Below are 25,035 nucleotides of genomic sequence, written 5' to 3'. Positions count from 1 at the left end.
CATGTGGACTCGCGATGAAATGGCGGCCATTGCCGCTAGCGAATTAACCGATGGCCAGTATGTGAATCTCGGTATTGGAATCCCCACGATGGTGGCCAACAACTTGCCGGAAGGCGTTTCGGTCAAGCTGCAAAGCGAAAACGGCCTGCTGGGCATGGGTCCCTTCCCCTATGAAGGTGAAGAAGATGCGGATCTGATCAATGCAGGCAAGCAGACCGTGACCATCCTGCCCGGCGGCAGCTTCTTCGATTCGGCGACCTCCTTCGGCATGATCCGCGGCGGCCACGTCCAGACCGCGATCCTCGGCGCCCTGCAAGTGGCTGCCAATGGCGATCTGGCCAATTGGACCATCCCAGGCAAGCTGGTCAAGGGGATGGGCGGCGCCATGGACCTGGTCGCCGGCACCCCGCGCGTGATCGTTCTGACCGATCACGTGGCCAAGGACGGGACATCCAAGATTGTGGAGAAATGCGACCTGCCGCTCACCGGAGTCGGCGTGGTCAACCGCATCATCACCGACCGAGCAGTGTTTGATATAGAAAACTCGACCTTGACCCTGCGCGCAGTAGCCCCGGGTGAAAGCGTGGAAACCATCAAGGAAATCACGGCAGCAGAATTTGCCGTGGATATTGTGGAGGATCTGAAAGCATGACCGCAAAGATTGTGGGCTACGCCCGTACCCCATTCGTGAAATTCAACGGCGCCTTCGCCGCTGTTCCAGCCACCGAGCTCGGCGCCCATGCCGGCAAGGCCGCGCTGGAACGTGCCGGAGTTGATCCCAGCGAGGTCCAGCAGGTCATCGCCGGCCAGGTGCTGCAAGGTGGCGCCGGCCAGAACCCGGCCCGTCAATCCGCCGTGGGTGCCGGCATTGCGCTGGACGTTCCGGCCATCGCCGTGAATGCCGTATGCCTCTCAGGTGCCGAGGCCGTTGTGGCAGGAGCCCGCCTGATCAATAGCGGCGAGGCAGACGTTGTCCTGGCTATCGGCCAGGAATCCATGTCGCTGGCTCCGCATGTGCAGCGCGCCCGTGCCGGAACCAAGTACGGTGCCATTGAACTGATTGACACCCTGGAATACGACGGCCTGACCGATGCTGCCGAGAAGCGTTCGATGGGCGCTTCCACCGAGGAGCACAATGCCAAGTTGTCGATGACCCGCGAGGCCCAGGATACGGTCTCGGCCGCATCCCACCAGCGCGCTGCCGCGGCCCGAGATTTCGCAGCCGGCGAGATTGCGCCATTTACCATTTCCAGCCGTCGCGGCGACACCACGATCAGCGAAGATGATGGCATCCGCGAAGCAACCACCGTGGAATCCTTGGGCAAGCTGCGTCCGGCCTTTGCCAAGGAAGGCACCATTACCGCGGGCAACTCCTCGCAGATCACCGACGGCGCAGCAGCCGTGGTGCTGGCCAGCGATGCGGCCATTGAGCGCCTGGGCCTGAAGCCGCTGGCCGAAATTCTCTCGCACGCTTTCGTTGCCGGCCCGGACCGCACCCTGCACGAGCAGCCATCCAATGCCATCAGCGCAGCCCTGGAGAAGGCCGGCGCCAAAGCCCAGGATCTGAAGGCCGTCGAAATCAATGAGGCGTTCGCCGCTGTTTCGGTGCAGTCCACCAAGGCACTGGGTCTCGATGCCTCCATCGTGAATCCGCATGGTGGCGCGATTGCCCTGGGCCACCCGATTGGCGCTTCCGGTGCACGCATCATTGGCACGTTGGCCCGCCAGCTCCACGAGATGCCGGCCGGCTCGCTGGGCGCCATCGGCATCTGCGGTGGCGGCGGCCAGGGCACCGCAATGGTGCTGCGTTCGCTGTAGCCGCTGTCCGATTAGCCGGTGCGGTTGGGTCTGTCGGGATCCAACCGCACCGGCTTTTCCTTTTACCGGTGAAGTGAAAGGCGGAACTCGCTCCTTAACCCGCCGCATATTTCTTAACTGGACTTTGTTCTTCCACTTACTTGTTATGTAATTGGAAGGTCATATTCCAATTGTTCGACTTTAAGTTTCCAAGAACGCCCGGATGTGACGCCATCATCGCACCATGTGAGGACTCACCTTGGAAAATACGCAATTGCCTGATGATCCAAAGGTGCCACCGGCACCTTTGGATCCATTGCCAGCGCCGGCGGCACCGGCGAACCCGTTCGAGAATGCCGGGCAGAACCGGCAGGTCAGGAAATTCACCAACGCGGTCCTGGAACTGAAGTCCCGTGCCAGCCTGCAGCTTCTTGGATTCCAAGCCGGCGCCATTGCGGCCATTGGCATCGTCCTGGCTCTTTGCTACCTGATCCCCCTGGCCTCAATGGCCAAGGAGATCGGTGGCGGCGGCTCCGCTGAATTCAACGTGGCGTCCCAGCTCAATTCCTTCAAGGCCTTCATCATGGTCTTCGGTGCCGTCCTGGGCGGCGGGCTGAAGATCACCGGATCCGGGGGCGGATTCGGCATGTTCGGCGAGCTCAGCCTCGCATTCGCCCTCGTTTCGGTCACCTCCATCGTGGCAATCTGCGCCGCGAACTACCTGATCGTGCGCAAGCTGCGTCGTGGCGCACGCAACGGCGGATGGAAGAGCGCTGCATTGGCCTCCGGACTGCACGCGCTGGTCCTGTCATTGGTCTTCCTGGTCATTGCGCTCTTCGGGAAGCTCAGCATCCAGGGTGGCGAATTCTTCTCCGCCACGGTGTCCCCGCGATATGCAGGTGTCTTCTTCACGATTGCCTTGGCCGTTTTCTTCTCGCAGTTCCTTGCCACCGCGCCCCAGCGCGCCAACGCCGGATCCCCATTGCTTACCGGGGTCCGCGAGGCCGTGGCCCTGGCTGTTTCGACCTTGGCCGCTTTCGCCTTGGTCGGCATCATTGCCGCATTCACCCAGCGTCCGGATGACATGCCCTGGAGCTTGGGCCTGATCCTGCTCCCGCTGCTGGGAACCATCGGTTCATATGTGGCAGCGCTGGGCTTCCTCGGGGCGCTGGCTCCGAATGTCTCCGGCATGGCCAGCTTCCTGGGCGAATACACCGCCGATGCCCTGCCCGAATCCGTCCTGCGCATCTGGGATATCGCCGACGGCAAGGGTGCTTGGCTCCTGGTCCTGAGCGTCATCCTGGTACTCCTGGCGGCTATCCGTATTGGCGTGCACCGTGGTCGACTGGCCGCTGGCTTCGACCTGCAGCGCGCTTGGCAGCTGCCGGTAGCGGCTTTGGTCCTGTGGATGATTCTTGCCGGGCTGACCAACATCTCCCTGGGTGGCGCTATCACCGCCAACGAGATGGGCAACATGAGCGGCAGCATGTCCTACGGCATCACCTGGTACTCGGTGATCTTCTTGGCACTCGGGGCCGCAGCTGTCTCGCTGCTGGCAGAAATCCTGCCCTTGCAGGTCTACCGCTTCGCCCCATCCCTGCTGGCAGTGATTGCCGGCAAGGACGCCTCAGCGCGATGGATTTCCGGCCAGGCACCTGCCGTTGCTCCAGCTTCGCCGGTTGCAGCCGCACCCAGCCAGGCTGCTCCAGTTGCCGCCGCAGCCCAATCCACCCCTGCCGTGTCCGCCGACGGCCAGCCGATGGCTGGTGAACCGGCTCCGGCGCTGGCCCCGGCCTCGGAAGAGTCCAAGAAGAAGGCCAAGGCCGTTGGCTTCTCGGTTCTCGCGCTGGCAGTCATTGCCGGTCTGGGCTTCGGTGCCATCGCCTACCTGAACGGGCAGCGCAAGCCGGAAGCTGAAGTTGAGAAATACCTCGCGCTGCTTGCCGAGGGCCAGGCCGGCAAGGCGACCGAGATGGTCGACCCGGGGATCGACAACGCCTCGCGCGTCCTGCTCAGCGACGACGTTCTGGGCAACGCCAAGCAGCGCTTGGAACTCGTTGATGTCATCGAGGAATCCAAGGGCAAGGACTCGGCCCGTGTGCGAGCGATCTACTCCATCAACGGCGAGCGCCACGAACGCTCCTTCAATGTCGACGCGGGCGACAAGGACTTCGGCCTGCTCGATACCTGGGTGCTCCATGAAGCATTGATTGTTCCGGTGGAGATCACCTCCGATAAGAGCTCGGAAGTCACTGTCGGCAAGGCCAAGGTCAAGCTGCTTGAAAGCGAGGACTACTACGGCGAGGGACGTTCCTTCACCGGCAGCTTCTACGCCTACCCGGGCATCTATGATGTCTCAGCGCCTGGCAACGAATACCTGACGAGCGAAGCCCAGGAATTGCGTGTCAACCATCCTGATTCGCAGCCGGCACAGGCGGCGCTGGTTACGACCACCACCGAGAAGCTCGACGAGCTGGTGCTGGATGAGGTCAAGAAGTTCGCTACTGCCTGCGTGACCGTTCCAACCAACCTCGATGACGGTTGCCCGAGCACCTTGCAGTCCAAGGACATCGCATCGTTCTCTGTGAAGTCGCATGCTGAAAGCGTGGCCATCGAGGAATCGGGCAGTTTCTCAAGCTCCGAGATCGTCTTCAAGTACAAGCTCAATGACACGGAGTTCATTGATTACGACGAAGAAGAGCTCACCCGCAGCTTCACGGGCAGCGTGGATTGGTACGGCGAGAAGCCCCAGGTCACCGTCGAAGGCGCATCCTGGTGGTAAGCCGCTGCTTCAGCTGTGGCAGCCCGCCGCTGACTAGAACGCAAAGCCGCGTGCCGGCCATGATCCATGGCCGGCACGCGGCTTTGCTCTTTGCTTCCTAATGCCACAGCGGTTCGCGCGAGACGTGGTTGACCAGTAGCTGCGCATCCAGCTCGACATAGGTTCCATTGGCCATGCGCGGATTGCTTTCGCCGGTGAGCGCGGCGATTACCGAGCAGATCAAGGCGCTGTGGCTCACGACCATCACATTCTGCCCGGGATGCTGATGGCAGATCTTGAACAATGCGTTCACTGCACGCCCCACCAGATGCTCTTCGGTTTCTCCAGTGCCAACCAGCAGTTGGCGCTGTTCGTCGGCGCCATCGGCCACCAGGGTGCCTTCGAGATCGCCGAAGTCCTGCTCCATCAGTTCCTGGTTTTCGTGCAGGGCACGGATGCCCAAGCTATTGGCGAGGATCTGCGCTGTTTGGCGGGCACGGAACAACGGGGAGGAATACACCGCGTCCCAAGTGCCTTCGGGCGCCAACTGCGCGGCTAGCTGCTGGGCTTGGCGGATGCCGGTATCGTTCAGTGGCAGGTCGCTGCGTCCATGCAGGCGTCCTGCCTTGTTCCATTCGGTCTGTCCGTGGCGGATCAGGATCAGTTTCTTTGCGCTCATCGTCTTCTTCTTTCTGGCATGCACCGAAGCAACTGGTGCCCGGTGCGAAGTAGTGTTCTTGGAGTCAGTTGCCGGTCTGCGAACTCTTGACCGGCGCTGGCAGCGGGGTGCTCGCGTGCAGCGCGGCGTACTGGCCGCTGGATGCAGCGAACGCGTCGACCGATTTCGCCCCGACCTTGATGACGTTGAATCCCGCTGCGGGCTCGTCAACGATCTGCGTCGGGGCAAATGGATTCATGTTGTAGGACACTGCAGGAGCCATGAACACCGGGGTGCTCAACAGCTGGCTGGTGGACGCCTGATGGTAGTGGCCGCAAAGGATTGCACGGATATCGCTTCCGGCGGCGATGGCCGCCAGCTCCATCGGGCTCTCCAGCCCGCGGCCGGCGCGGGCTTCATTGGCGGCTTCCACCGGAGGATGGTGCAGCAGAAGCAGGGATCCGCGCGGCGCCGGAACCGCCAGCAGCGAGGCAAGCCAATCGAGCTGCCGCTGTTCCAAGCGTCCCCGGGCCAACTGGAATCCCCCGCTGTCCAAACCAATAATCCGAAGCCCCAGGACCTCGTGCACCGTGTCGGCTGGATGCGGACCGGTGGACAGGCGCCTGGTGTTGAAGGATTCTCCAATCGCGCCCAACGGATCATGGTTGCCCGGAACGGTGATGACCGGGCAATCCAGTTCGCGCTGGGCCTGGTTGAAGATCCCTGCGGCCCGCTCATGGATGTCCGAACCGCGGTCTGCGATATCGCCGGTCACCACAATGGCATCCGGACCCAGACACGCGGCTGCTTCCAGCGCCTGTTCTGTTCGTTGCCACGAATCAATGGATCCGTGAAGCAGCTGCCCTTCGGGACGCAGGTGGGTGTCGCTCAATTGGATTATCGTCAGAGGTTCCATTTTTCCTCCTTCACGGCTGCTGCATTTCATCCCATTGAACGCCGGGGTTCTGGCCAGCAGGTGAACAGGGTGTCGACGCCATATGAAGTCCTGAAGAATCGGGGTTTTGCCGATAATCGGACAAATCGGCCATGGAAGGCAGGTAAAACTGGCTGACACATGCTTTCTGGCGCATATGAACGGCGAGTAGCATCCAAAACGACTAATCTTAGAAGAGAAGATTTGAATCCACCGAGGAGCTATATCCATGACCGGCAGCAAAGTCGTCGCCTTTGGCCACTTCCAGCCAGAGCGCATCGTCCCTAACACCGAGCTGGAAAAGTTGGTGGAAACCAGCGATGAATGGATCACCCGACGTGTCGGCATCGAAGAACGCCGCTGGGGAACCGGTGTTGAAACCGTAGACTCCATGGCCATCAAGGCCGCAGAGATGGCGCTGGGCAACGCAGCTGGCATCAAGGCAGCCGATATCGACATGATCATCGTCGCCACCTGCACCGCTACGGACCGTTCGCCGAACATGGCCGCACGCGTAGCTAACGCCCTGGGCATGGACCAAGGGCCGGCAGCGGTGGACGTGAACGTGGCTTGCGCAGGCTTTGCCCACGCCGTTGGCCTGGCCCAGGGCGCCATTGCCGCTGGCTCGGCGACGAATGCCTTGGTTATCGGCTCGGAGATGCTCACCGACTACACCGACTTCACCGATCGCACCACCTGCGTGCTGACCGCGGACGGCGCTGGCGCCTTCGTGATCACCGCATCGGAAGACAACGGCATCTCGCCGGTGGTCTGGGGTTCGGTTCCGTCCCTGTCCGATGCAGTGCGCATCGAAGAAGAAAACAACATGAAGTTCGCGCAGAACGGCCAGAGCGTTTACCGCTGGACCGTCACGCAGCTGCCGAAGATCGCTTCGAAAATCATCGACCGTGCCGGCATGAAGCCTGAGGAGCTGGACGCCATTGTCCTGCACCAGGCCAACCTGCGCATCATCGAGCCATTGGCAGAGAAGATCGGCGCACCGAACGCGCGCGTGGCCACCGATGTGGTGTACTCGGGCAACACTTCGGCCGCTTCGGTTCCGCTGGCCCTTTCCAAGTTGATGGCTTCGGATGAGCCATTGCCTTCGGGTTCCAAGGCGTTGCTCTTCGCCTTCGGTGGCGGCCTGGCTTACGCCGGCCAGATCATCACGATCCCTTAAGTATTTTCGCCATGAGTGGGCGCTACGGCATTTTGCCGTGGCGCCCACTAGTGCTTTAACGGCGCCTTCCGCATCAGCCTAAAAAGCTGCTCCGCACCCCTTGCAATAACGCGTTAGTGACTGCTAACGTATTTTTCATGCTTGATCTACTGGAAGTCGCTTCCGAGCCAACGCGCAGGCGCTTGATTCAGTTGCTGGGTTCCGGGGAACGCACGGTGACGGAACTGGCCGCGAACTTCGCCGTCAGCCGCTCCGCCATCTCGCAACACCTGCTGCTGTTGATTGACGTAGGACTGCTGCAAGCCCGCAAGGATGGCCGCAGCCGCTACTACTCGCTGGACCCTGCAGGCATCACGAAGCTCAAGGCCCTCCTTGACTCGTTCTGGAATACCGAACTCGACCTGCTCGTTGCCGAGGCCGCCGAATTGGCGTCGTTCAATGGGCCACCGCACCAGCCACCAGGAGAAAAGCCATGAGCTTTGAACGAACAGTCATCCTCCCCGTTGACGCCGACACCGCCTTTGCACTGGTCACCAACCCGGAACGCCTTCGCCGCTGGCAAACCGTTGCCAACCGCGTTGACCTGCAGACCGGCGGCAGCTACCGCTTCACCATGGGTCCGGGCCACCAGGCCTCGGGCACTTTCACCGAAATCGAGCCCGGCAAGCGCCTGGTCTTCACCATGGGATGGGAAGGTTCGGATGCCGTTCCGCCCGGCGATTCGACGGTTTTCATCACCCTGGAACCGCTGGATCAGGGCACGGCCCTGACCTTGCGCCATGAGGGGCTGGACGCCGAGCAGTCCTCGGGCCACGCCGAGGGATGGAACCACTTCCTGGATCGGCTGAAGGAGTTTGCCGAAACCGGCGAAGCAGCCATCGACGAGTGGAACGCCGTGCCCGAGCCGCAGAATCCGATCGTTTCCGCCGAGGGCTCCGTGGCAGCCCTGCAGTTCATCCTGAACAACATCTGCGCAGCGGACCTGGCCAAAGCCACTCCCTGCTCCGAGTTCTCCGTGAGCGAGCTGCTGGATCACCTTGCGGGTTCGGTCTCGATGATCGGCGGTGCCCTGGGCGCTGCGGTATCCGATGACCCGGCCCTGGCGCCGGAAGCACGCATCGCCAACCTGGTGCAGCCGACCCTGGAGGCTTTTGCCGCTCGCGGCGTTGCCGGCGAGATTGATCTCGGATTCGCTGTCATGCCGGCTTCAGTGGTTGCCGGGATCCTGAATCTGGAACTGATGGTTCACGGGTGGGACTTCGCCCAGGCGACCGGCCAGGAGTTCGCGATCCATCCTGGCCACGCGGAATACGTACTGGGCTTGGCACGCAAGACTGTGGGACCGGCTCAGCGCACCTCCGGCTCCTTCGCGGAAGAAACCATGGTCGCCGAATCCGCCAGCAGCCTGGATCGACTGATTGCCTTCACCGGCCGCGTTCCCGCAGGAGCCTGAGGACCTCCCATGGTTGATGTCTCCACGAGCATCGCTATCGACCGGCCACGTTCGGTGGTGGCCGGCTACGCGATGAACCCGCTGAACGCTCCGGCGTGGTACCGGAATATCCATTCGGTGCGCCGGCTGGATCCCCATGGCTTCGGCCTCGGATCACGCACCGCCTTCGAAGCCAGGTTCCTTGGACGGAAGCTTTCCTACACCTACGAAGTCACCAGGTTCGCGCAGAACGAGGAACTGGTCATGGCCACCGCGCAGGGCCCGTTTCCCATGCGCACCACCTATCGCTTCGAAGCGATAGGGCCAACGGCGACTCGGGTCCACCTGCGCAATGACGGCGAGCCAACTGGCTTCGGCAAACTGGCCGGCCCGCTGATGGAAATGATGATGCGGCGAGCCAATATGGCTGATCTCCGGGCGCTGAAAAGCATCCTGGAGAAAGACTGAGGACCAGCGGCGAACACCGCGGATACCTTGCCTGTGGCATCGTGTCCGCGGTGTTCGCGCGTCACTGACCTGAGCATTCCCGATTGCTCCAGTTCCCGACTTGACGTTAAGTGGATCACACCCCAGACTGGTACACGTGAACCTGTCTGACAGCTGGACACCCGGACAGCAACCGATCGAACGACGATCCGCTGCCGAAGGCGTCTTCCATGCACTCCGCCTAGCCATTGAAGCCCAGGAAATCGCCATCGGCGCGAAACTGGGGTCCGAAGCTGCCCTCGCGGCCGACTACGGCGTGAGCCGCTCGGTCATCCGCGAAGCGCTGCGCTCCTGCGCGGCCCTGGGCCTGACCCGCACCGAAACCGGGCGCGGCACCTTCGTGGTCTCCCACCGGCCCACCCGCGAGCTGAAACTGGGCACGTTCTCCTCCGACGACCTGCACGAAGCCCGTCCGCATATCGAGATCCCGGCTGCCACCCTCGCCGCCACCCGGCGCACCGCCGAGGACCTGGAGCGGATCAGCGGGCTGATCGAGGCGATGGAGCAGGAAGACGACCCGGCAGCCTGGGTCGAGCTGGACGCCGCCTTCCATGCCGCGATCGCCCAGGCCAGCGGCAACTCGGTGTTCTCCAAGGTCGTCGCGGACATCCGCGAGGCCATGGCCCGCCAGTCCGAGACCGTGAACCTGGTTGCCGGCCGCCGGTCGCCGTCGAACTCGGAGCACCAGGAAATCTACCAGGCCATCGCCGCCCAAGACCCGCAAGCGGCCAACAATGCGATGGCCAAGCACCTCAATGCGGTGCAGCAAGCAGTATCCACCATAGTCAGGAGCAAGAAGTGACCCCCGCCGATCCCCAGACCCTGCGCGCTTCGCTGGTCGTTGAGGCACTGCCGCAGCACGAACCGCTGGTCATCGCCACCCGCGGCGAGGCCGTGGAGTCCATCCACTACGGCTCGGCCGTGCTGCTGGATCCCGCCGGCTCCATCGCCGCCAGCCGCGGCGATGCCCAGGCCGCGTTCTACCCGCGCTCGGCGCTCAAGCCGCTGTTCGCCGTGGGCATGCTGCGCGCCGGACTGCAGCTCGACGACCAGCAGCTGGCCTTGGCCTCGGCCAGCCACTCCGGGAGCCCGCGCCACCTGCAGGTCGCCGAATCCACGCTGGCCGCCGCCGGCCTGGACCACACAGCGCTGCGCAATTCCACCGACCTGCCCTACGGCGTTGCCGAGCGCCAGGACTACCTGGCCGCTGGCGGCAAGGCCACCGCGCTCGCGCAGAACTGCTCGGGCAAGCACGCCGCACTGGCGGCCCTGTGCGAGCTCAAGGGCTGGGACACCGCCAACTACCTGCATGACGAGCGCCTCCTGCAGCTGCTGCAGGACACCGTGGAGGATCTTTCGGGCGAACAGATCTCCGGGGTGAGCACCGACGGCTGCGGCACCCCGGTCTACCGGATGACCCTGGCCGGATTGGCCCGCGCCTTCGGCAAGCTGGCCAGCGCCGCGCAAGGCACCGCCGAGGCACGCGTGGCCGCGGCAATGGCCGGCTACCCGGAACTGGTAGCCGGCGTTGGCCGCGATGTCACCGCCCTGATGCGCGCGGTGCCCGGCTCCGTGGCCAAGGACGGTTTCGAGGGCATCCAGGCCGTGGGCCTGCCCGATGGCAGCGCGCTGGCCGTGAAGATCGCCGACGGCTCGGACCGCGCCCGGATGCCGATCACCGCCAAGCTGCTCGCCGAGCACCTGGGCTCCGAGGCCGCATTGGCCCTTGAACCGCTGGCTACCAGCCCGGCCTTTGGCGGCGGTGCGCCCGTGGGCCTGCTGGCCGCACTGTAATTTTTTCCGTTCCAACCATTTCAACGAATCCTGGAGAAGAATCCACCATGCCTGAAACCTTGCTCAGCGGCCAGACCCGCAGCGAGCATGACCTGATCGGCGACCGCGATATCCCGGCGGATGCCTACTGGGGCGTGCACACGCTGCGCGCCAAGGAGAACTTCGACATCACCGGCACCGAGCTGTCCGGCAACCCGCACCTGATCCGCGCATTGGCGCGCGTGAAGCAGGCCGCGGCGCGTGCCAACCACGAGCTGGGGCTGCTGGACACCCAGCGCGCGAACGCCATCGACCAGGCCTGCGAGGCCATCGCCGGCGGGGCGCTGCATGAGCAGTTCATCATCGACCCGATCCAGGGCGGGGCCGGCACCAGCACGAACATGAACGCCAACGAGGTCATCGCCAACCTGGCGCTGGAAATCATGGGCCATGCCAAGGGCGAGTACTCCTTCTTGCACCCCAACGACCATGTGAACCTCTCGCAGTCCACCAACGACGCCTACCCGACCGCGGTGAACATCGCCACGCACTTCGCCACCCAGCCGCTGCTGGCAGCCATCGAGGTGCTGCAGGATTCGTGCATCGCCAAGGCCGCCGAGTTCCGCACCGTGGTGAAGATGGGCCGCACCCAGCTGCAGGACGCCGTGCCGATGACCGTGGGCCAGGAGTTCCGCGGCTGGGCCGTGACCCTGGGCGAGGACCGGGCGCGGCTGGAGGAATCGCTGTGCCTGGTCACCGAGATCAACCTCGGCGCCACCGCCATCGGCACCGGGCTGAACGCCCCGGCCGGCTATGCCGAGGCCGCCTGCCGCCACCTGCGCGAGCTGACCGGCCTGCCGCTGACCACCAGCCCGGACCTGATCGAAGCCACTTCGGATGTGGGCGCGTTCGTGCACCTCTCGGGCGTGCTCAAGCGCGTGGCGCTGAAGATCTCCAAGATCTGCAACGACCTGCGCCTGCTCTCCTCCGGTCCGCGCGCTGGCCTGAACGACCTGCAGCTGCCGGCCGTGCAGTCCGGCTCCTCGATCATGCCCGGCAAGGTCAACCCGGTGATCCCGGAAGTGGTCAGCCAGATCGCCTACCAGGTGGTGGGCCACGACTTGACCGTGACCATGGCCGCCGAGGGCGGGCAGCTGCAGCTGAACGCCTTCGAGCCGGTGATTGTGCACTCGATCGGGCTCTCCCTGAAGCACCTGGCCAACGGCTGCCTGACCCTGGCGCACAAGTGCATCGACGGGATCACCGTGGACGAGCAGGCGCTGCGCCGCGAGGTGGAGAACTCCATCGGCCTGGTCACCGCGCTGAACCCGCGGCTGGGCTACGCGGCATCCACCTCGGTGGCCCTCGAAGCGCTGCACACCGGGCGCGGCGTGGCCGAGCTGGTGCTCGAACGCGGCCTGCTCTCGGCCGAAGACCTCAATGAGTTGCTCTCCCCCGAGCGCCTCGCCAACCTCACCGACTAGATCCGAGGAATCATATGGATAATTCCACTCCGCACGCCACCGCGGCGCACGTCCCCGATGCCGCGCTGACGGCCGGCGACAACGATTACCACAAGGGCCTGTCCTCCCGGCAGATGCAGATGATCGCCATTGGCGGCGCCATCGGCACCGGGCTGTTCATGGGTGCCGGCGGCCGGTTGGCCGAAGCCGGACCGGGCATTGTCATCAGCTACGCAGTCTGCGGCTTCTTCGCCTTCCTGATCCTGCGGGCGCTGGGCGAACTGGTCATGCACCGCCCGTCCACCGGTTCCTTCGTGTCCTACGCCCGCGAGTTCTACGGCGAGAAGGCGGCCTTCGCCACCGGCTGGCTGTACTGGCTGAACTGGGTAATGACCGCCATTGTCGATATCACCGCGGTGGCCCTGTACATGGGCTTCTTCGGCAAGTACGTGGGGTGGATCAGCTCGGTGCCCCAGTGGCTCTGGGCGCTGCTGGCGCTGGCCGTGGTGCTGGCCATGAACCTGATCTCGGTCAAGGCCTTCGGCGAGATGGAATTCTGGTTCGCACTGGTCAAGGTTGTGGCCCTGGTGGCCTTCCTGATCATTGGCTGCTACTTCGTCATCTTCGGCACGCCGCTGGCAGGACATGAGGTCGGCTTCTCGCTGCTCAGCTCCAATGGCGGGCTGCTGCCCAATGGCCTGCTGCCGGTGCTGGTGCTGATGCAGGGCGTGGTCTTCTCCTATGCTTCCATCGAGCTGATCGGCACCGCCGCGGGCGAAACGGAGAATCCGGAAAAGGTCATGCCCAAGGCGATCAACACCGTGATCATCCGCATCGCCGTATTCTACGTCGGCTCGCTGGTGCTGCTCTCGCTGCTGCTGCCCTACACCGCGTACAGCGCCGGGGAATCGCCGTTCGTGACCTTCTTCGGATCCATCGGCGTGCAGGGCATGGACGTGGTGATGAACCTGGTGGTGCTCACCGCGGCGCTGTCCTCGCTGAACGCCGGGCTCTACTCCACCGGGCGCATCATGCGCTCCATGTCATTGAACGGCTCGGCGCCGAAATTCGCCGGGCGGATGAACAAGGCCGGGGTTCCCTACGGCGGCATCGTGATCACCGCTGTGGTGGCCGTGTTCGGCGTGGTGCTCAACGCCGTGGTCCCGGCCAAGGCCTTCGAGATCGTGCTGAACTTCGCGGCCATCGGCATCATTGCCTCCTGGGGGATGATCGTGCTGTGCCAGATGGCGCTGGTGAAGTCCGCCAAGCGCGGCGAGCAGCAGCGCCCCGGCTTCCGGATGCCGCTGGCTCCGGTCTCCGGCTGGGTCACCCTGGGCTTCCTGGCCCTGGTGCTGGTGATGATGGCCTTCGATAATCCCATCGGCACCTGGACCATTGCCTCGCTGGTGGTCATCATCCCGTTGATCATCGGCGGCTGGTACTTGTGCCGCGGACGGATCAACGAGATCGCCAAGGCGCGGCTGCACAACGAGCAGCCGGCCAACCAGCGGTAGCAGGATCCCGGGACCGGCCCGGAAGCAGCCTCGAGCTGCTTCCGGGCCGGTCCTTTCTTGCGTGCCGGGCTTGGCCTAGCCCTTGGCCGGCTGGACGCTGAGCAGGATTTCGCGCACCAACGCATATTCCTGGGTATCCAGGAATTGCTGCGCCTGTTGCTTCACCGGGTCATCCGGGACGCCACGGTCTTCCAGATAGTCCTCTTCGACCCACATCATCGGCGACTGCTCGCCGACCTTGAAGAAGTTCAGATCCGGGTTCTCATTGCGCTGGGCGAGCACTTGGTCATCGACCAGGGCAATATCGAACCCGGACTCCTTCTCGCCATCCTCCTGGCTGGTCGATTCCCAGAACTCGGCAATGAAGCTGGCGGGATGGAAGCCGGTGCCAGCTCCGGGGTCCGGCAGCTCTTCGCGCTCCAGTAGCTCCCGCTCGTACAGAGACACGTCCCCATCCGGCGAGGTTGCCGTGGTGGGGATCAGCGTGAGCACATGCTTGCCCTGCGCGTCCTTGATCTCCCATTCATCCCATTCGGTGCATTCACCCTCGCAGTCATCCCCGGTGGCGGTCCACTGCTCCGGGGTCATGAACTGGATGCTATGCACTTCATGCTCTTGGCTCAGCTCGGGCGCCGCCGTGCTTGGCGCATCCGGGCTTTCGGCGCTTGACGATGGGCTGGATTCGGGGCTCGAAGCCTCCGGCGAGCTGGCACTTGCCGATGGCGATGTGCCGCTTGGCGCAGGTTCCTGACTGGGTGTCGAGTCCGGCTGGGCTCCCTGGCAGGCAGCCAGCATCAGGGCTGCTGCGCACATCATCGGGAGCGCGCCGAGACGGGTTCTGGCACGGTTCATCTTTTCCAACTCCTTGATCCATGATCCGGTCATGCAGCTGACATCGCGAGCTCCCCCATTGAATTCATCCTCCACTCAATTGCAGGTTTTTCCAATAGCGGCGGCATCACGCCTTGGTTGCAAGTTGTCCCGGTCTTGTTGCCGATGCCAGGTAATTTTCGATTTCCGGTAGTGCCCAGCCGCGAACAGTGGCAAGATATGTGAAGTGGAACACTCTAAGCATTCATTTCATAATTTAGATTCATTTATTGGCCTGGGCCGCCTCGGCGGCCTGGCGCTCTCCCCCGACGGCACCAAGCTCGTCACCACCCTCAGCGAGCTTTCCGAGGACGGGACGAAATACGAAAGCGCCCTTTGGTCGCTGGATCCCAAAGGCGAAGCACCAGCACGCAGGCTGACATTCGGCGAGCACGGCGAATCGCAACCGCAGTTCGCCGCCAACGGCGACCTGTTCTTCGTGGCCAAGCGCTCGTCGAAGGAAGACGCCAAGGCCGAAGGCTGGATCCTGCCGGTAGCAGGAGGCGAAGCCCGCTCGGTGATTTCCCACCCTGCCGGGGTGCAGTCCTTGCGGATCTGCCAGCAGTCCCCGCAGACCATCGTGCTGCGCGCCTCGGCCTTCTCCCGCGCCAAGGACCTGGACGCCGAAGCGGCACTGCGCACCGGCCGCAAGGACAAGAAGGTCTCGGCGATCCTGCACACCGGCTACCCGGTCCGCTACTGGGACGAAGATCTGGGCCCGTCCACCCCGCACTACTACACCGGGTCCCTGCCGGGCCTGCAGGACGCCACCAGTACCCAGCTCACCGACCTCACCCCGGGCATCGGCGCGAATCTGGAGGATACCTCCTACGACGTTGCTTCCAATGGCAGTTTCCTGGTCACCGAATGGCAGGTTCCCGAAGGCCGGGCTTCCTCAGCCCCGGGAGTGATGCGCATCGACCTGCACACCGGCGCCCACGAGATGCTGCTGGCCCCCGATGCCCAGTACGAATATACGCTGGGCAAGATCAGCCCGGATTCAACCCAGCTGGCCTACGCCCGCTGGGAGCGTTCCACCGCCGATACCGCCCCGGTCTTCGAGTTGTGGCTGATGGATCTGGCCGACGGCGCCACCCACCGGATCGCCGCCGGCTGGGACCGCTGGGTCAATGACCTGCAGTGGGTTCCCAACGGGCGCTCGCTGCTGCTGACCGCCGATGACAACGGCCACGCACCGGTCTTCCATCTGAGCCTGTACAACGACAAGATCACCCGGCTCACCGATGACGGCGCGTACACCGATCTGGCCATCAGCAGCGACTCGCGTACCGCCTACGCGCTTCGTTCCAGCTACCTGTACCCGGCCGAACCGGTGGCCATCGACCTGGCGCACACCGGGGACCTGGAGCCGGGCGAATACGCGGCCTTGACCGAGCTGCGTTCCCCGGTCTCCCGCCCGGCCCTGCCCGGAACGCTCACCGAGGTGTCAGCCACCGCCGATGACGGGTCGAGCATCCGCGCCTGGCTGGCCCTGCCCGCCACCGCTTCTGCCGCCGACAAGGCGCCGCTGCTGCTGTGGATCCATGGCGGGCCGCTGGGCTCGTGGAATGCCTGGAGCTGGCGCTGGAGCCCATGGCTGCTGGTGGCCCAGGGCTATGCCGTGCTGCTGCCGGATCCGGCCCTGTCCACCGGCTACGGCCAGGAGTTCATCCAGCGCGGCTGGGGCCGCTGGGGCCAGGAACCGTACACTGACCTGCTGGCCATCACCGATGCCGCCGAGGCGCGGCCGGACATCGATGAAACCCGCACCGCCGCCATGGGCGGCTCCTTCGGCGGCTACATGGCCAACTGGGTGGCTGGGCACACCGACCGCTTCAAGGCCATCGTCACCCATGCCAGCCTGTGGGCGCTGGAAGGCTTCGGCAAGACCACCGACGCCGCGTTCTACTGGACCCGCGAGATGAGCCCCGAAATGCGCGAGCAGAACTCGCCGCATCATTCGGTGGGCAGCATCGTCACCCCGATGCTGGTCATCCACGGCGACAAGGACTACCGGGTGCCCATCGGCGAGGGCCTGCGCCTGTGGTACGAGCTGCTAGCCGATTCGGGGCTGCCCCAGAAGGAAGACGGCAGCACCGAGCACCAGTTCCTGTACTTTCCGGATGAGAACCACTGGGTGCTGTCCCCGCAGCACGCCAAGATCTGGTACCAGGTAGTCACCGAGTTCCTTTCCCAGAAGGTGCTGGGCAACGCGCCGCAGGAACTGCCCGAGCTGCTGGGCTAGAACCGCGCAGTGCCGGACTGCCGGGGCGGAGTCATTTCTGTCCCGGCAGTTCCACTGGCGCTGGAGCATCTCCCCCGGCACCGCGGCTGGCCAGCACCAGCGCCTTGGCCCGCCGCGCCACGTCGGCATCGCGTTCGCCCAGCAGCGCTACCAGCCGGGCCAGATGCGCCGTGCGCTGGGCATAGCCGGCGGCAAGGCGCTGGCCCAGGGTCATCGAGGATAACTCCTGGGCTTCGCGCCACGCCATCATCAAGGCCCGCTCGAACAATCGCTGCCCTGCCTCGTCCGCATTCGGGGCCGCGGTCGCGCCGAGCACGGCCACCGCATTGATCTGCGAATCCTCCAAGCCCATGGCCAGCTCCTCCAGCTGCCGGCGCGAATGCTGGACGGACCGCGAGCCGCGGGAGAACCGGGTCAGCTGCGAGGTCGCCCCGAGCAGGTACTGGAGGACCTGGACCACGTTGACCACCGTGAAGAACAGCATGAACACGAGCATCCAGTACAGCAGCGAGGTGCTGTAGTCCGGCTGCTCGTACCCGGCCTGCTTGAGCACCACGGCGAAGTCCTCGGCCGCGCTGGCGGCTTCCATGGCCGGATAGTTCGACTCGTAGATGCTTCCATGCTCCCACCCGCCGGTCGTGCCCCAGGAGGCGGTGCCGCTGATGACTGCCCCCGAGATCAGCCCGGGGACGATTCCCTTGCCCTCGTCGGTGATCAGCAGCGGGATGATCGTCAGGTCCTCGGGCAGCTCGCCGTTGGCCGGATCCGCGCGATCGGAGTATTCGTCCTTGATCCGCAAGATCGCTGTGCGCACGCTCTCGGGCGTCGAATCGCGGTATTCCGAGCCGTCGAAGTGCTTGAGTTCCAGGTAGGCTTCGGCATCGCGGACCACGACCAGGATCTGCTGCGGAGTGTCGAAGTCCTCTTCCATGTACCGGCGGATCTCGGCTTCGTCAACCAGCTTTCCCTGGTCATCGATTTCAAGTTCCATCCCCCGCCCGGACCCCTCATAGGTGCGTCCAGGCTCGCTGGCTACCGAGGACACGATGACCCCCGCGGCGATCAGGCTGCCCAGCAGCAAGGCAGAGAGCAGGCCGGCCGTCCACGCCCGGCGCAGCTTGGGCGGTTCATCGCCCTCGGTGCCGACGGTGCCGGCGAACTTGGCCAGCGCGCGCCGCCAAGCACCGGGCTCGCGCGGCATGCCGTCTGCCTCCTGATCGGCCTGAAGCGTATCGCCGAGAATCCCGCGGGCCAGCGAGTTCGCCGTGGCGATCTGCGCCAGCGCACCCTGCTTGGATACCGGCGGCAAGCCCAGGCTGGAGCGCAGCTCATTGTGCTGGGCGCCGATCTGGGGCACCGGCTGCTGCAGCCCCCGCGGATACCGGCGCAGCCGGGCAGCGATCTTCCCGGCGAGCTTCGCCAGCCGCCGTTCGGCCTCGGCCCAGCGCTCGATGGCGGTGCGCTGGCTGGTATCGCCATGGGCGGCATTGAGCAGTTCGCCGAGGGCACTGCGGAAATCCGCCAGGTCCTTGCCGGCCACCATGGTGCCCGGGGCGGTGTCCAGCCGGATCAGCAGCGCCGTGGCCGCATCGTTGATCGGGCTGCTGAGCTTGTCGAAGGTGGATCCGGTGCCAGCCAGGTGCGCATGCACCGAGCCGGCGCCCATCAGCGAGTCGGCCAGTTCCGTCAGCTTGCGCGTGTCGGCCTCGAAGGCCGCCAGCTGCTGCCCGGTGCTCTGTTCCAGGCATTCGGCCCGGGTGAACAGCGAGCGCACCAAGGGCGCTTCGCGGCGGGCGGCATCCAGGGACAGGGATTCGAGCTGCCGCCACGCCTTGGTGAAGCCGGCAGGACGGCGCGATTGCTCGGTGGCCTGGTAGGTGGCTTCCAGTGCTTCGAGGTCCAGGAGCACGCGGGCCAGCTTGCGCTGCGCCGCGGCCAGCCGCCGGTGGCGCGATGCCCACCGCGAGCGGTAGCGCAGGGCGCTGGCCAAGAACGCGGCGGTGAGCATGGCGCTCGCACCCACGGCCGCGAACCAGAAGATCGCCGAGCTGCTGGGCGAATTGTCCAGCAGCACGGCGGCAGTATGCGCGGCGGCCACCGCCGCCTTGGGCCCATGGCCTACCGAAACGTTCTTGGTGAAGGCGTGCTCGATGTCGAAGCGCAGGTCGGTATGCGCGTCGTCGGATGCTGCAAGGCTGCGGTCCAGGCCCACCCCGGCGAAGCGCTGTTCAGCGTCGCTTAGCCCGGGATCCCTGTTCTCCATCCTGGTCGAGACGATGATCTGGTTTTCCGGCACCTGCCCGCGCAGCAGTTCATCACCCGTGAGCCAGCGGTCGGTGATGACCAGTTCCAGCGGGGCCGTGGCACGCACCGGGTGCCGGGCCAGCTCGGCGTCCACCGTCTGCTGGGTGATGTTGAAGCCGTTATCGCCGCGGACCACCACCTGGACCTCGTAGGGGTCCGGGACGTTGGCTGCCTGCACGGCCAGCACCGCGCGCCCGCCCAGCGCGGTGGTCACCAGCGCCATGATGATGGCGGCGATGGCGGTCCAATGGAAGGGGCGGTGCAACCGCCGCCCGGTGGAATCGTGCATCAAGCGGGCCGGCATCAGCGGGTCCCGCTTCCTGGCGCGAAATTCCGGAGCACCGCGATGGGATCGTCCTCCATCGGATCGGTTTTCCGCTGCGCGCTTTCCATCGACTCGCCCAGGCCGTGGGGAATCTTCAGCCTCGCCTGGCCGGCTTGGGCCAGTGCATCGTGCAAGACGCCATCGAGTTCGTCGCGCAGTTCCCACAGCCTGTCCAGGATCCCCGGGGCCGTATCCGCGCCGCTACTCCTGCGGCTCAGGCGGGTGTGCAGCAGCTGCAGCTCATCGGTATGCGTGATGATCACGGTGCGCGCGGCCTGCGCGCAAGCCAGTTGCCCGGCACCGGGAAGATCGAGGAACAGCGCCAGGTCCTCCAGCCGTGCACGGTGGTATTCGAAAATCCGGTTCCAGGACTCGCGCGAATCCCGTGGCCGTGCCGTGAAGGCGTGGGCCAGCTGCACCGCTCCGCGCAGCAGCGAGAGCTCGTGCTCGCGGTCGCGCAGCCGGGCCAGCTGCGCTTCGGAGACCTGCTGCGGCTGCAGGGAATCCGGGGCCATACCCAATGCGCGCCAGGCCCCTGGCTGGGAGCCGGCCCGTTGCCTTTCAAGTTCTGCCATGACCTGCGCCAAGCGGCTCTCCCGCGTCAGGCCGGGATCGGGCACCGGATGGCGGTCCAGGTAAATGCTTGCCCGCTGGATCCGTGATTCGAGCAGCTCGGCCTGCTTGTTGCGATCGGCGGCGGCTGCCTGCCGGGCCTTGCGGCGCTTGGCACGCCAGGCCCATGCGAGCAGGAACGCAACGGCGGCGGCGAGCGCGCCCACGGCGATCACCTTGGCCAGTGCCCGGTCCGGCGGTGCCTGCAGCTGCTGGGTGGTGGCCAGCGCGACGGCGGTGATCCCCGCGGTGTAATCCCCGGCGGCGAACTCGCCCTGCCCTGCCTCCAGGATCCGCTGCTGGCTTCCCGGTGCGGTTTCGCGCACGTCGCGCCCGGGATCCACGGCGATTTCCACCGGATCCCCGGCTTTCTCGGGAAGCATCACGCCGATGGCGATCCAGCCTTCCCCGACATAGCCCAGGGTCTTTCCGTTCTCCAGCCAGTCATCGCTCAGCGCGTCGCTGTCGCCGAACATCAGCATCCCGCGCACCAGCTGCCCGGCGCCCTTGAGGTTGTTGGGTTCCTGGTCCACCCCGAGCAGGATCTTCGCATCCTGTTCGCCCACGGCCTGCCTGACCTGGTCCATGATCCGTTCCGAATCCACCTCATCGAGTGCCGCATCGGTGACCGCCAGGTAGAAGTTGCCTTCCTGCGAGGTCACCGACGGGATGAGGACGGTGCCTTCATCTGCGGAGTCATCGTCGGGCGTCGCCGAGGGGTAGACCGGTGCCGTGGCCTCTGGCTGAGTTGGATCCGCGGCTGCCTGCGCCGGCACAACGCCCAGTCCCAGGCCCAGTCCCAGGGCTGCGAACAGGCCCGCGAGCAGCAGCTTGCCGGGGTACTTCAGGTCGGTGCAACACGTGCGGTTCATGGGAACAACTGTATCAACAGGGGTTTGAATAACCCTGCTCAAGGAACAATTCGAACCGCGGGGACAGCACCTCCCCGCGCAGATCCCCGAAAGGTTCTGCGCGGGGCGGTGGGCTGCCTCGCTGGTCCGGGAGCCCTTAGTCCAGCAGCATCGCCGGTTCCTGAAGGATCGACGCCACGTCGGCCATGAAGCGGGCCGAGAGGTCGCCATCCACCACGCGGTGGTCGAAGGAGCCGCCCAGGGTGGTGATCCAGCGCGGGACCACTTCGCCGTCGATGACCCATGGCTTCTGGCGGATCGTGCCGAATGCAACGATGGCTACTTCGCCCGGGTTGATGATCGGGGTACCCGTGTCGATTCCCAGCGCACCGATGTTGGTGATGCTCAGCGAGCCGTCGCGCATGTCCTCTGGACGGGTCTTGCCGGCACGAGCGGTGGTGGCCAGATCATTCAGGGCGATGGCCAGTTCCTTCATGTTCAGGTTCTGGGCGTCCTTGATATTCGGCACCAGCAGGCCACGCGGGGTGGCTGCGGCGATGCCCAGGTTCATGAAGCGCTTCTGGTGGATCTCGGCGCCGTTTGCGGTTTCCACCCAGCTGGCGTTCACCGAAGGGTTGCGGGCCGCCGCCCAGATCACGGCACGGGCCAGCACCAGCAGCGGCGAGACCTTGATGCCCTCGAAGTCGCGGGACTTCTTCAGGCGCTGCACGTATTCCATGGTTCGGCTGGCATCCACATCCACGAAGATCGAGACATGCGGTGCGGTGAAGGCCGAGTCGACCATGGCCTTGGCGGTGGCTTTGCGCACGCCGCGCACCGGGGTGCGTTCCACGCGGGCATCGGCCAGCTGGCCGTGGGCCCAATAGGTTGGCGCCGCTGCATGCTCGGCTTCGCGCTGGGCCTGGTAGCTATTGACGTCTTCGCGGGTGATCTCGCCCTGGTTGCCGGTGCCCACCACGTCGTTGATGTCGATGCCCAGCTCCTTGGCCAGCCGGCGTACCGGCGGCTTGGCCAGCACGCGGTCCACGAAGCTCGCCACCGCAGGCTTGCGGCGGTCGACTTCGCGGGTCACCGCGGTACCCAGGGACTGCGCGCGGCGCGAGATGGTCTCGGCCAAGGCGGAGCCGGAGGCGCGCACCGCTGCGGTTCGCGCACCGGCCGTCGAAGGAGCGGGGCGGGTGGTGCGTGCCCGGCGCACCGAGGCATCAGCGGTGGGGCCCGATCCGACCAGCGGGCCGGGTTCCTCCGAGGCCTGCGGTGCGGCGGTGCTCAGGGCTTCGGCTGCTTCGGGCACGCCGGTTGGAGGTGCCGCGTTGCCTTCTTCATCGATGGTGATCAGCGGGTTGTCCACGAGTACGGTATCGCCCTCGGCCGCGTGCAATGCGGTGACCACCCCGGCGAAGGGGCAGGGCAGCTCGACCAGCGACTTCGCGGTTTCGATTTCCACGAAAATCTGGTTGACCTCAACGGTGTCGCCCACCTTGACCTTCCAGGAGGCGATATCCGCTTCGGTCAGGCCTTCGCCCACATCGGGGAGATTAAAGACTGTCATTACTACTCCTTGGATTCCGCTTAGTAAGCGAAAGACCGGTCGAGGGCTTCAAGCAACTTGTCGATGTCCGGCAGGTACTGGGACTCCACCTTGGAAATCGGGTAAGGCATGTGGAATCCGCCCACGCGCAGCACTGGGGCTTCCAGAGAGAGGAAGGCGCGCTCGGTGATGCGGGCCGCGATTTCGCCGCCCAGGCCGCCGAAGGTCGGCGCTTCGTGGGTGACAATCAGCCGGCCGGTCTTCTGCACCGATTCGGTAATGGTGTCGAAATCGATCGGCGACAGCGAGCGCAGGTCGATGACCTCGATGGACCGGCCATCTTCCAGCGCGGCATCAGCGGCAGCCAGGGCGATCGGCACCAGCGGGCCGTAGGCGACGATGGTCGCGTCGGTGCCCGGGCGGACCACCTGCGCCTTGAAGGCATCCAGCGCCGGGGTTTCGGTATCGACCTCGCCCTTGAGCCAGTAGCGGCGCTTGGGCTCGAAGAAGATCACCGGGTCCTGGCAGCTGGCTGCCTGCTGGATCATCCAGTAGGCGTCATGCGCGTTGGACGGGGTGATGATGCGCAGGCCCGCGGTGTGGGCGAACAGCGCCTCCGGGGATTCGGAGTGGTGCTCGATGGAGCCGATGCCGCCGCCGTAAGGGATGCGGATGACTACAGGCGTGGTCAGACGCCCCTCGGAGCGGGCGTGCATCTTGGCCAGCTGGGTGGTGATCTGGCTGAAAGCCGGGAAGACGAAGCCGTCGAACTGGATTTCCACCAGCGGGCTGAAACCGCGCAGGGCCATGCCCACGGCGGTGCCGACGATGCCGGCCTCGCCCAGCGGCGAGTCGATGACGCGGTGCTCGCCATACTTGTCGATCAGCCCGTCGGTGATGCGGTAGACGCCACCGAGGCGCCCGATGTCCTCGCCCATCAGCAGGGACTTGCCATTGGACTCCAGCACCTTGTCCAGGCCGCTGGTAATGGCCTTGGCCAGGGTCATTGTGGTGGTCATTTAGTGCTCTCCCTCAGCCGCATCGGCGAATCCTGCTTCGTATTCCAGATGCCAGGCCAGTTCTTCCTGGATCAGTGGATGCGCTTCGGCGTAGACCTGCTCGAAGGACTTGGCCAGCGGCGGGACAGGGAAGGCCATGGCGTCTTCGCGGACCTTGGCAGCCATCGCATCAGCGTCGGCGGCCAGCTGCTCGAAGTAGGCGTCGTCAACCAGGTTGTTCTCGCGCAGGTAGGTTTCCAGGCGGATCAGCGGGTCCTTCGGGGCCCACTGGGCCTCTTCTTCGCTCATGCGGTATTTGGTTGGATCATCGGCGGTGGTATGCGCGCCGAGGCGGTAGGTGACGGCCTCGATGAGGACCGGGCCCTTGCCGCTGCGTGCGTGTTCCAGCGCCCAGCGGGTGACCGCCAGAACGGCCAGCACGTCGTTGCCATCCACGCGCACTCCCGGCATGCCGTAACCTGCGGCGCGGTTGACCAGCGGCACCTTGGACTGGACCTCGAAAGGAACGGAGATCGCCCACTGGTTGTTCTGGCAGAAGTAGACCACCGGTGCGTTGAAGGAGCTGGCGAAGACCATGGACTCATGGGTTTCGCCCTCGGTGGAGGAGCCATCGCCGAAGTAGGCGACTACGGCGTTGCCTTCCTTGGCGCGACGGGCTTCATCCCAGCCGCGCTGTTCCATGTTCAAAGCCATTGCATAACCGGCGGCATGCGGCATCTGCGCGGCAAGCACCATGGTGTACATGTGGAAGTTGTTTTCCCGGGGATCCCAGCCGCCTCCGGAGATGCCGCGGAACAGGCGCAGCATTTCGGAGAAGGAGACATCGCGGGTCAGTGCCACACCGTGCTCACGGTAGGTGGGGAAGATGTAGTCGCTTCGGCGGGTGGCACGGCCGGAACCGATCTGCGCCGCTTCCTGCCCGCGCAGCGGAACCCAGAGGCACAACTGGCCCTGGCGCTGCAATGCTGTGGCCTCTTGGTCGAATCGACGGGTCAATGCCATGTCGCGGTAGAAGCCGCGAAGCATGTCATCATCAACGTCACCCAGATACGCATCGTACGTTCCATGGGACTGACGCTGGCCGTCCGGAGTCAGGATCTGAATCAGATCCGGCTCCGTCGCCTCGGTCGCAGCACGCGTCATTTATCATCCTTCGGTCATAAATATGCCCCACACGGAATACATTCCGCATGGGACATATACGGCTTGTCTAATTTCTAAGCCTATAGGCACTGACC

At 64.9% G+C, this 25,035-nt stretch carries 20 protein-coding genes; 12 read left to right on the top strand and 8 right to left on the bottom strand.

Annotated elements, in window-relative coordinates:
• The first annotated feature begins 1 nt into the window (after position 1).
• The 3 genes from ACP3TE_RS10520 (at position 2) to ACP3TE_RS10510 (ending at position 4,579) form a co-directional block, all read left to right on the top strand.
• The gene (locus tag ACP3TE_RS10520) at positions 2–652 is read left to right on the top strand and encodes a CoA transferase subunit B (RefSeq protein WP_105656234.1); all 651 of its coding nucleotides are present in this window, start codon (positions 2–4) and stop codon (positions 650–652) included.
• Complete coding sequence (locus tag ACP3TE_RS10515) at positions 649–1,818, top strand: acetyl-CoA C-acyltransferase (protein WP_105656233.1); 1,170 nt, start codon at positions 649–651, stop codon at positions 1,816–1,818. Before ACP3TE_RS10520 ends, ACP3TE_RS10515 begins: the two co-directional genes overlap by 4 nt.
• A gap of 253 nt (positions 1,819–2,071) precedes the next feature.
• A complete protein-coding gene (locus ACP3TE_RS10510; RefSeq protein WP_426733486.1) occupies positions 2,072–4,579 on the top strand; it encodes a hypothetical protein in 2,508 nt (835 codons plus the stop codon).
• Between the two features lie 97 nt (positions 4,580–4,676).
• On the opposite strand, the gene ACP3TE_RS10505 is transcribed toward ACP3TE_RS10510, so the two are convergent.
• Both ACP3TE_RS10505 and ACP3TE_RS10500 read right to left on the bottom strand, forming a co-directional pair.
• Positions 4,677–5,237, bottom strand: coding sequence for a histidine phosphatase family protein (locus tag ACP3TE_RS10505; protein WP_105656231.1), 561 nt, complete (start codon positions 5,235–5,237; stop codon positions 4,677–4,679).
• Between the two features lie 64 nt (positions 5,238–5,301).
• Positions 5,302–6,132 (bottom strand): metallophosphoesterase family protein, encoded by an 831-nt coding sequence (locus ACP3TE_RS10500; RefSeq protein WP_426733484.1) that lies wholly within the window; start codon positions 6,130–6,132, stop codon positions 5,302–5,304.
• A gap of 247 nt (positions 6,133–6,379) precedes the next feature.
• Between ACP3TE_RS10500 and ACP3TE_RS10495 the strand changes: the two genes are divergently transcribed.
• From ACP3TE_RS10495 to ACP3TE_RS10460, 8 genes are all read left to right on the top strand, one after another.
• Complete coding sequence (locus ACP3TE_RS10495; protein WP_105656229.1) at positions 6,380–7,330, top strand: beta-ketoacyl-ACP synthase III; 951 nt, start codon at positions 6,380–6,382, stop codon at positions 7,328–7,330.
• A 137-nt stretch (positions 7,331–7,467) separates the two neighbouring features.
• A complete protein-coding gene (locus ACP3TE_RS10490) occupies positions 7,468–7,806 on the top strand; it encodes an ArsR/SmtB family transcription factor (RefSeq protein WP_105656228.1) in 339 nt (112 codons plus the stop codon).
• Complete coding sequence (locus ACP3TE_RS10485) at positions 7,803–8,783, top strand: TIGR03086 family metal-binding protein (RefSeq protein WP_105656227.1); 981 nt, start codon at positions 7,803–7,805, stop codon at positions 8,781–8,783. Before ACP3TE_RS10490 ends, ACP3TE_RS10485 begins: the two co-directional genes overlap by 4 nt.
• Before the next feature lie 9 nt (positions 8,784–8,792).
• A complete protein-coding gene (locus ACP3TE_RS10480) occupies positions 8,793–9,230 on the top strand; it encodes an SRPBCC family protein (protein WP_105656226.1) in 438 nt (145 codons plus the stop codon).
• Positions 9,231–9,366: 136 nt separating this feature from the next.
• Positions 9,367–10,071: a FadR/GntR family transcriptional regulator gene (locus ACP3TE_RS10475; protein WP_105656225.1), complete on the top strand. Its 705-nt coding sequence runs from the start codon at positions 9,367–9,369 to the stop codon at positions 10,069–10,071.
• Positions 10,068–11,063: an asparaginase gene (locus ACP3TE_RS10470; protein WP_286172202.1), complete on the top strand. Its 996-nt coding sequence runs from the start codon at positions 10,068–10,070 to the stop codon at positions 11,061–11,063. The genes ACP3TE_RS10475 and ACP3TE_RS10470 overlap by 4 nt, the downstream gene beginning before the upstream one ends.
• A 47-nt stretch (positions 11,064–11,110) precedes the next feature.
• Positions 11,111–12,526: an aspartate ammonia-lyase gene (locus ACP3TE_RS10465; protein ID WP_105656224.1), complete on the top strand. Its 1,416-nt coding sequence runs from the start codon at positions 11,111–11,113 to the stop codon at positions 12,524–12,526.
• A 14-nt stretch (positions 12,527–12,540) separates the two neighbouring features.
• A complete protein-coding gene (locus tag ACP3TE_RS10460; protein WP_105656223.1) occupies positions 12,541–14,019 on the top strand; it encodes an amino acid permease in 1,479 nt (492 codons plus the stop codon).
• A gap of 75 nt (positions 14,020–14,094) precedes the next feature.
• Here the strand turns inward: ACP3TE_RS10460 and ACP3TE_RS10455 are convergent, their stop codons facing one another.
• Complete coding sequence (locus ACP3TE_RS10455; protein ID WP_426733480.1) at positions 14,095–14,871, bottom strand: hypothetical protein; 777 nt, start codon at positions 14,869–14,871, stop codon at positions 14,095–14,097.
• A 205-nt stretch (positions 14,872–15,076) separates the two neighbouring features.
• On the opposite strand from ACP3TE_RS10455, the gene ACP3TE_RS10450 reads away from it, so the two are divergent.
• A complete protein-coding gene (locus tag ACP3TE_RS10450) occupies positions 15,077–17,134 on the top strand; it encodes a prolyl oligopeptidase family serine peptidase (protein WP_426733478.1) in 2,058 nt (685 codons plus the stop codon).
• A gap of 31 nt (positions 17,135–17,165) precedes the next feature.
• Here ACP3TE_RS10450 and ACP3TE_RS10445 read toward each other — a convergent pair whose 3' ends face one another.
• From ACP3TE_RS10445 to pdhA, 5 genes are all read right to left on the bottom strand, one after another.
• Positions 17,166–19,742 (bottom strand): hypothetical protein, encoded by a 2,577-nt coding sequence (locus ACP3TE_RS10445; RefSeq protein ID WP_426733476.1) that lies wholly within the window; start codon positions 19,740–19,742, stop codon positions 17,166–17,168.
• Positions 19,742–21,247, bottom strand: a complete 1,506-nt coding sequence (locus ACP3TE_RS10440; protein ID WP_426733474.1) for a hypothetical protein — start codon at positions 21,245–21,247, stop codon at positions 19,742–19,744. Before ACP3TE_RS10440 ends, ACP3TE_RS10445 begins: the two co-directional genes overlap by 1 nt.
• A 136-nt stretch (positions 21,248–21,383) precedes the next feature.
• The gene (locus ACP3TE_RS10435; protein ID WP_332731564.1) at positions 21,384–22,799 is read right to left on the bottom strand and encodes a dihydrolipoamide acetyltransferase family protein; all 1,416 of its coding nucleotides are present in this window, start codon (positions 22,797–22,799) and stop codon (positions 21,384–21,386) included.
• 20 nt (positions 22,800–22,819) lie between these two features.
• Positions 22,820–23,797, bottom strand: a complete 978-nt coding sequence (locus ACP3TE_RS10430; RefSeq protein WP_133834092.1) for an alpha-ketoacid dehydrogenase subunit beta — start codon at positions 23,795–23,797, stop codon at positions 22,820–22,822.
• Positions 23,798–24,940, bottom strand: a complete 1,143-nt coding sequence (gene pdhA / locus ACP3TE_RS10425; protein WP_105656216.1) for a pyruvate dehydrogenase (acetyl-transferring) E1 component subunit alpha — start codon at positions 24,938–24,940, stop codon at positions 23,798–23,800.
• Between the last annotated feature and the right edge of the window lie 95 nt (positions 24,941–25,035).

It is taken from the genome of Glutamicibacter sp. 2E12, from assembly GCF_050030965.1.
Lineage (GTDB): Bacteria > Actinomycetota > Actinomycetes > Actinomycetales > Micrococcaceae > Glutamicibacter.
Note: the sequence above shows the minus strand (reverse complement) of the source record. Positions and strands in the feature narration are given on the sequence as shown.

Coding starts and splice junctions, on each gene's coding strand:
- ACP3TE_RS10520 (WP_105656234.1), top strand. CDS start 2: ATGTGGACTCGCGATGAAATGGCGGCCATTGCCGCTAGCGAATTAACC.
- ACP3TE_RS10515 (WP_105656233.1), top strand. CDS start 649: ATGACCGCAAAGATTGTGGGCTACGCCCGTACCCCATTCGTGAAATTC.
- ACP3TE_RS10505 (WP_105656231.1), bottom strand. CDS start 5,237: ATGAGCGCAAAGAAACTGATCCTGATCCGCCACGGACAGACCGAATGG.
- ACP3TE_RS10500 (WP_426733484.1), bottom strand. CDS start 6,132: ATGGAACCTCTGACGATAATCCAATTGAGCGACACCCACCTGCGTCCC.
- ACP3TE_RS10495 (WP_105656229.1), top strand. CDS start 6,380: ATGACCGGCAGCAAAGTCGTCGCCTTTGGCCACTTCCAGCCAGAGCGC.
- ACP3TE_RS10490 (WP_105656228.1), top strand. CDS start 7,468: ATGCTTGATCTACTGGAAGTCGCTTCCGAGCCAACGCGCAGGCGCTTG.
- ACP3TE_RS10485 (WP_105656227.1), top strand. CDS start 7,803: ATGAGCTTTGAACGAACAGTCATCCTCCCCGTTGACGCCGACACCGCC.
- ACP3TE_RS10480 (WP_105656226.1), top strand. CDS start 8,793: ATGGTTGATGTCTCCACGAGCATCGCTATCGACCGGCCACGTTCGGTG.
- ACP3TE_RS10465 (WP_105656224.1), top strand. CDS start 11,111: ATGCCTGAAACCTTGCTCAGCGGCCAGACCCGCAGCGAGCATGACCTG.
- ACP3TE_RS10460 (WP_105656223.1), top strand. CDS start 12,541: ATGGATAATTCCACTCCGCACGCCACCGCGGCGCACGTCCCCGATGCC.
- ACP3TE_RS10455 (WP_426733480.1), bottom strand. CDS start 14,871: ATGAACCGTGCCAGAACCCGTCTCGGCGCGCTCCCGATGATGTGCGCA.
- ACP3TE_RS10445 (WP_426733476.1), bottom strand. CDS start 19,742: ATGCCGGCCCGCTTGATGCACGATTCCACCGGGCGGCGGTTGCACCGC.
- ACP3TE_RS10440 (WP_426733474.1), bottom strand. CDS start 21,247: ATGAACCGCACGTGTTGCACCGACCTGAAGTACCCCGGCAAGCTGCTG.
- ACP3TE_RS10435 (WP_332731564.1), bottom strand. CDS start 22,799: ATGACAGTCTTTAATCTCCCCGATGTGGGCGAAGGCCTGACCGAAGCG.
- ACP3TE_RS10430 (WP_133834092.1), bottom strand. CDS start 23,797: ATGACCACCACAATGACCCTGGCCAAGGCCATTACCAGCGGCCTGGAC.
- pdhA (WP_105656216.1), bottom strand. CDS start 24,940: ATGACGCGTGCTGCGACCGAGGCGACGGAGCCGGATCTGATTCAGATC.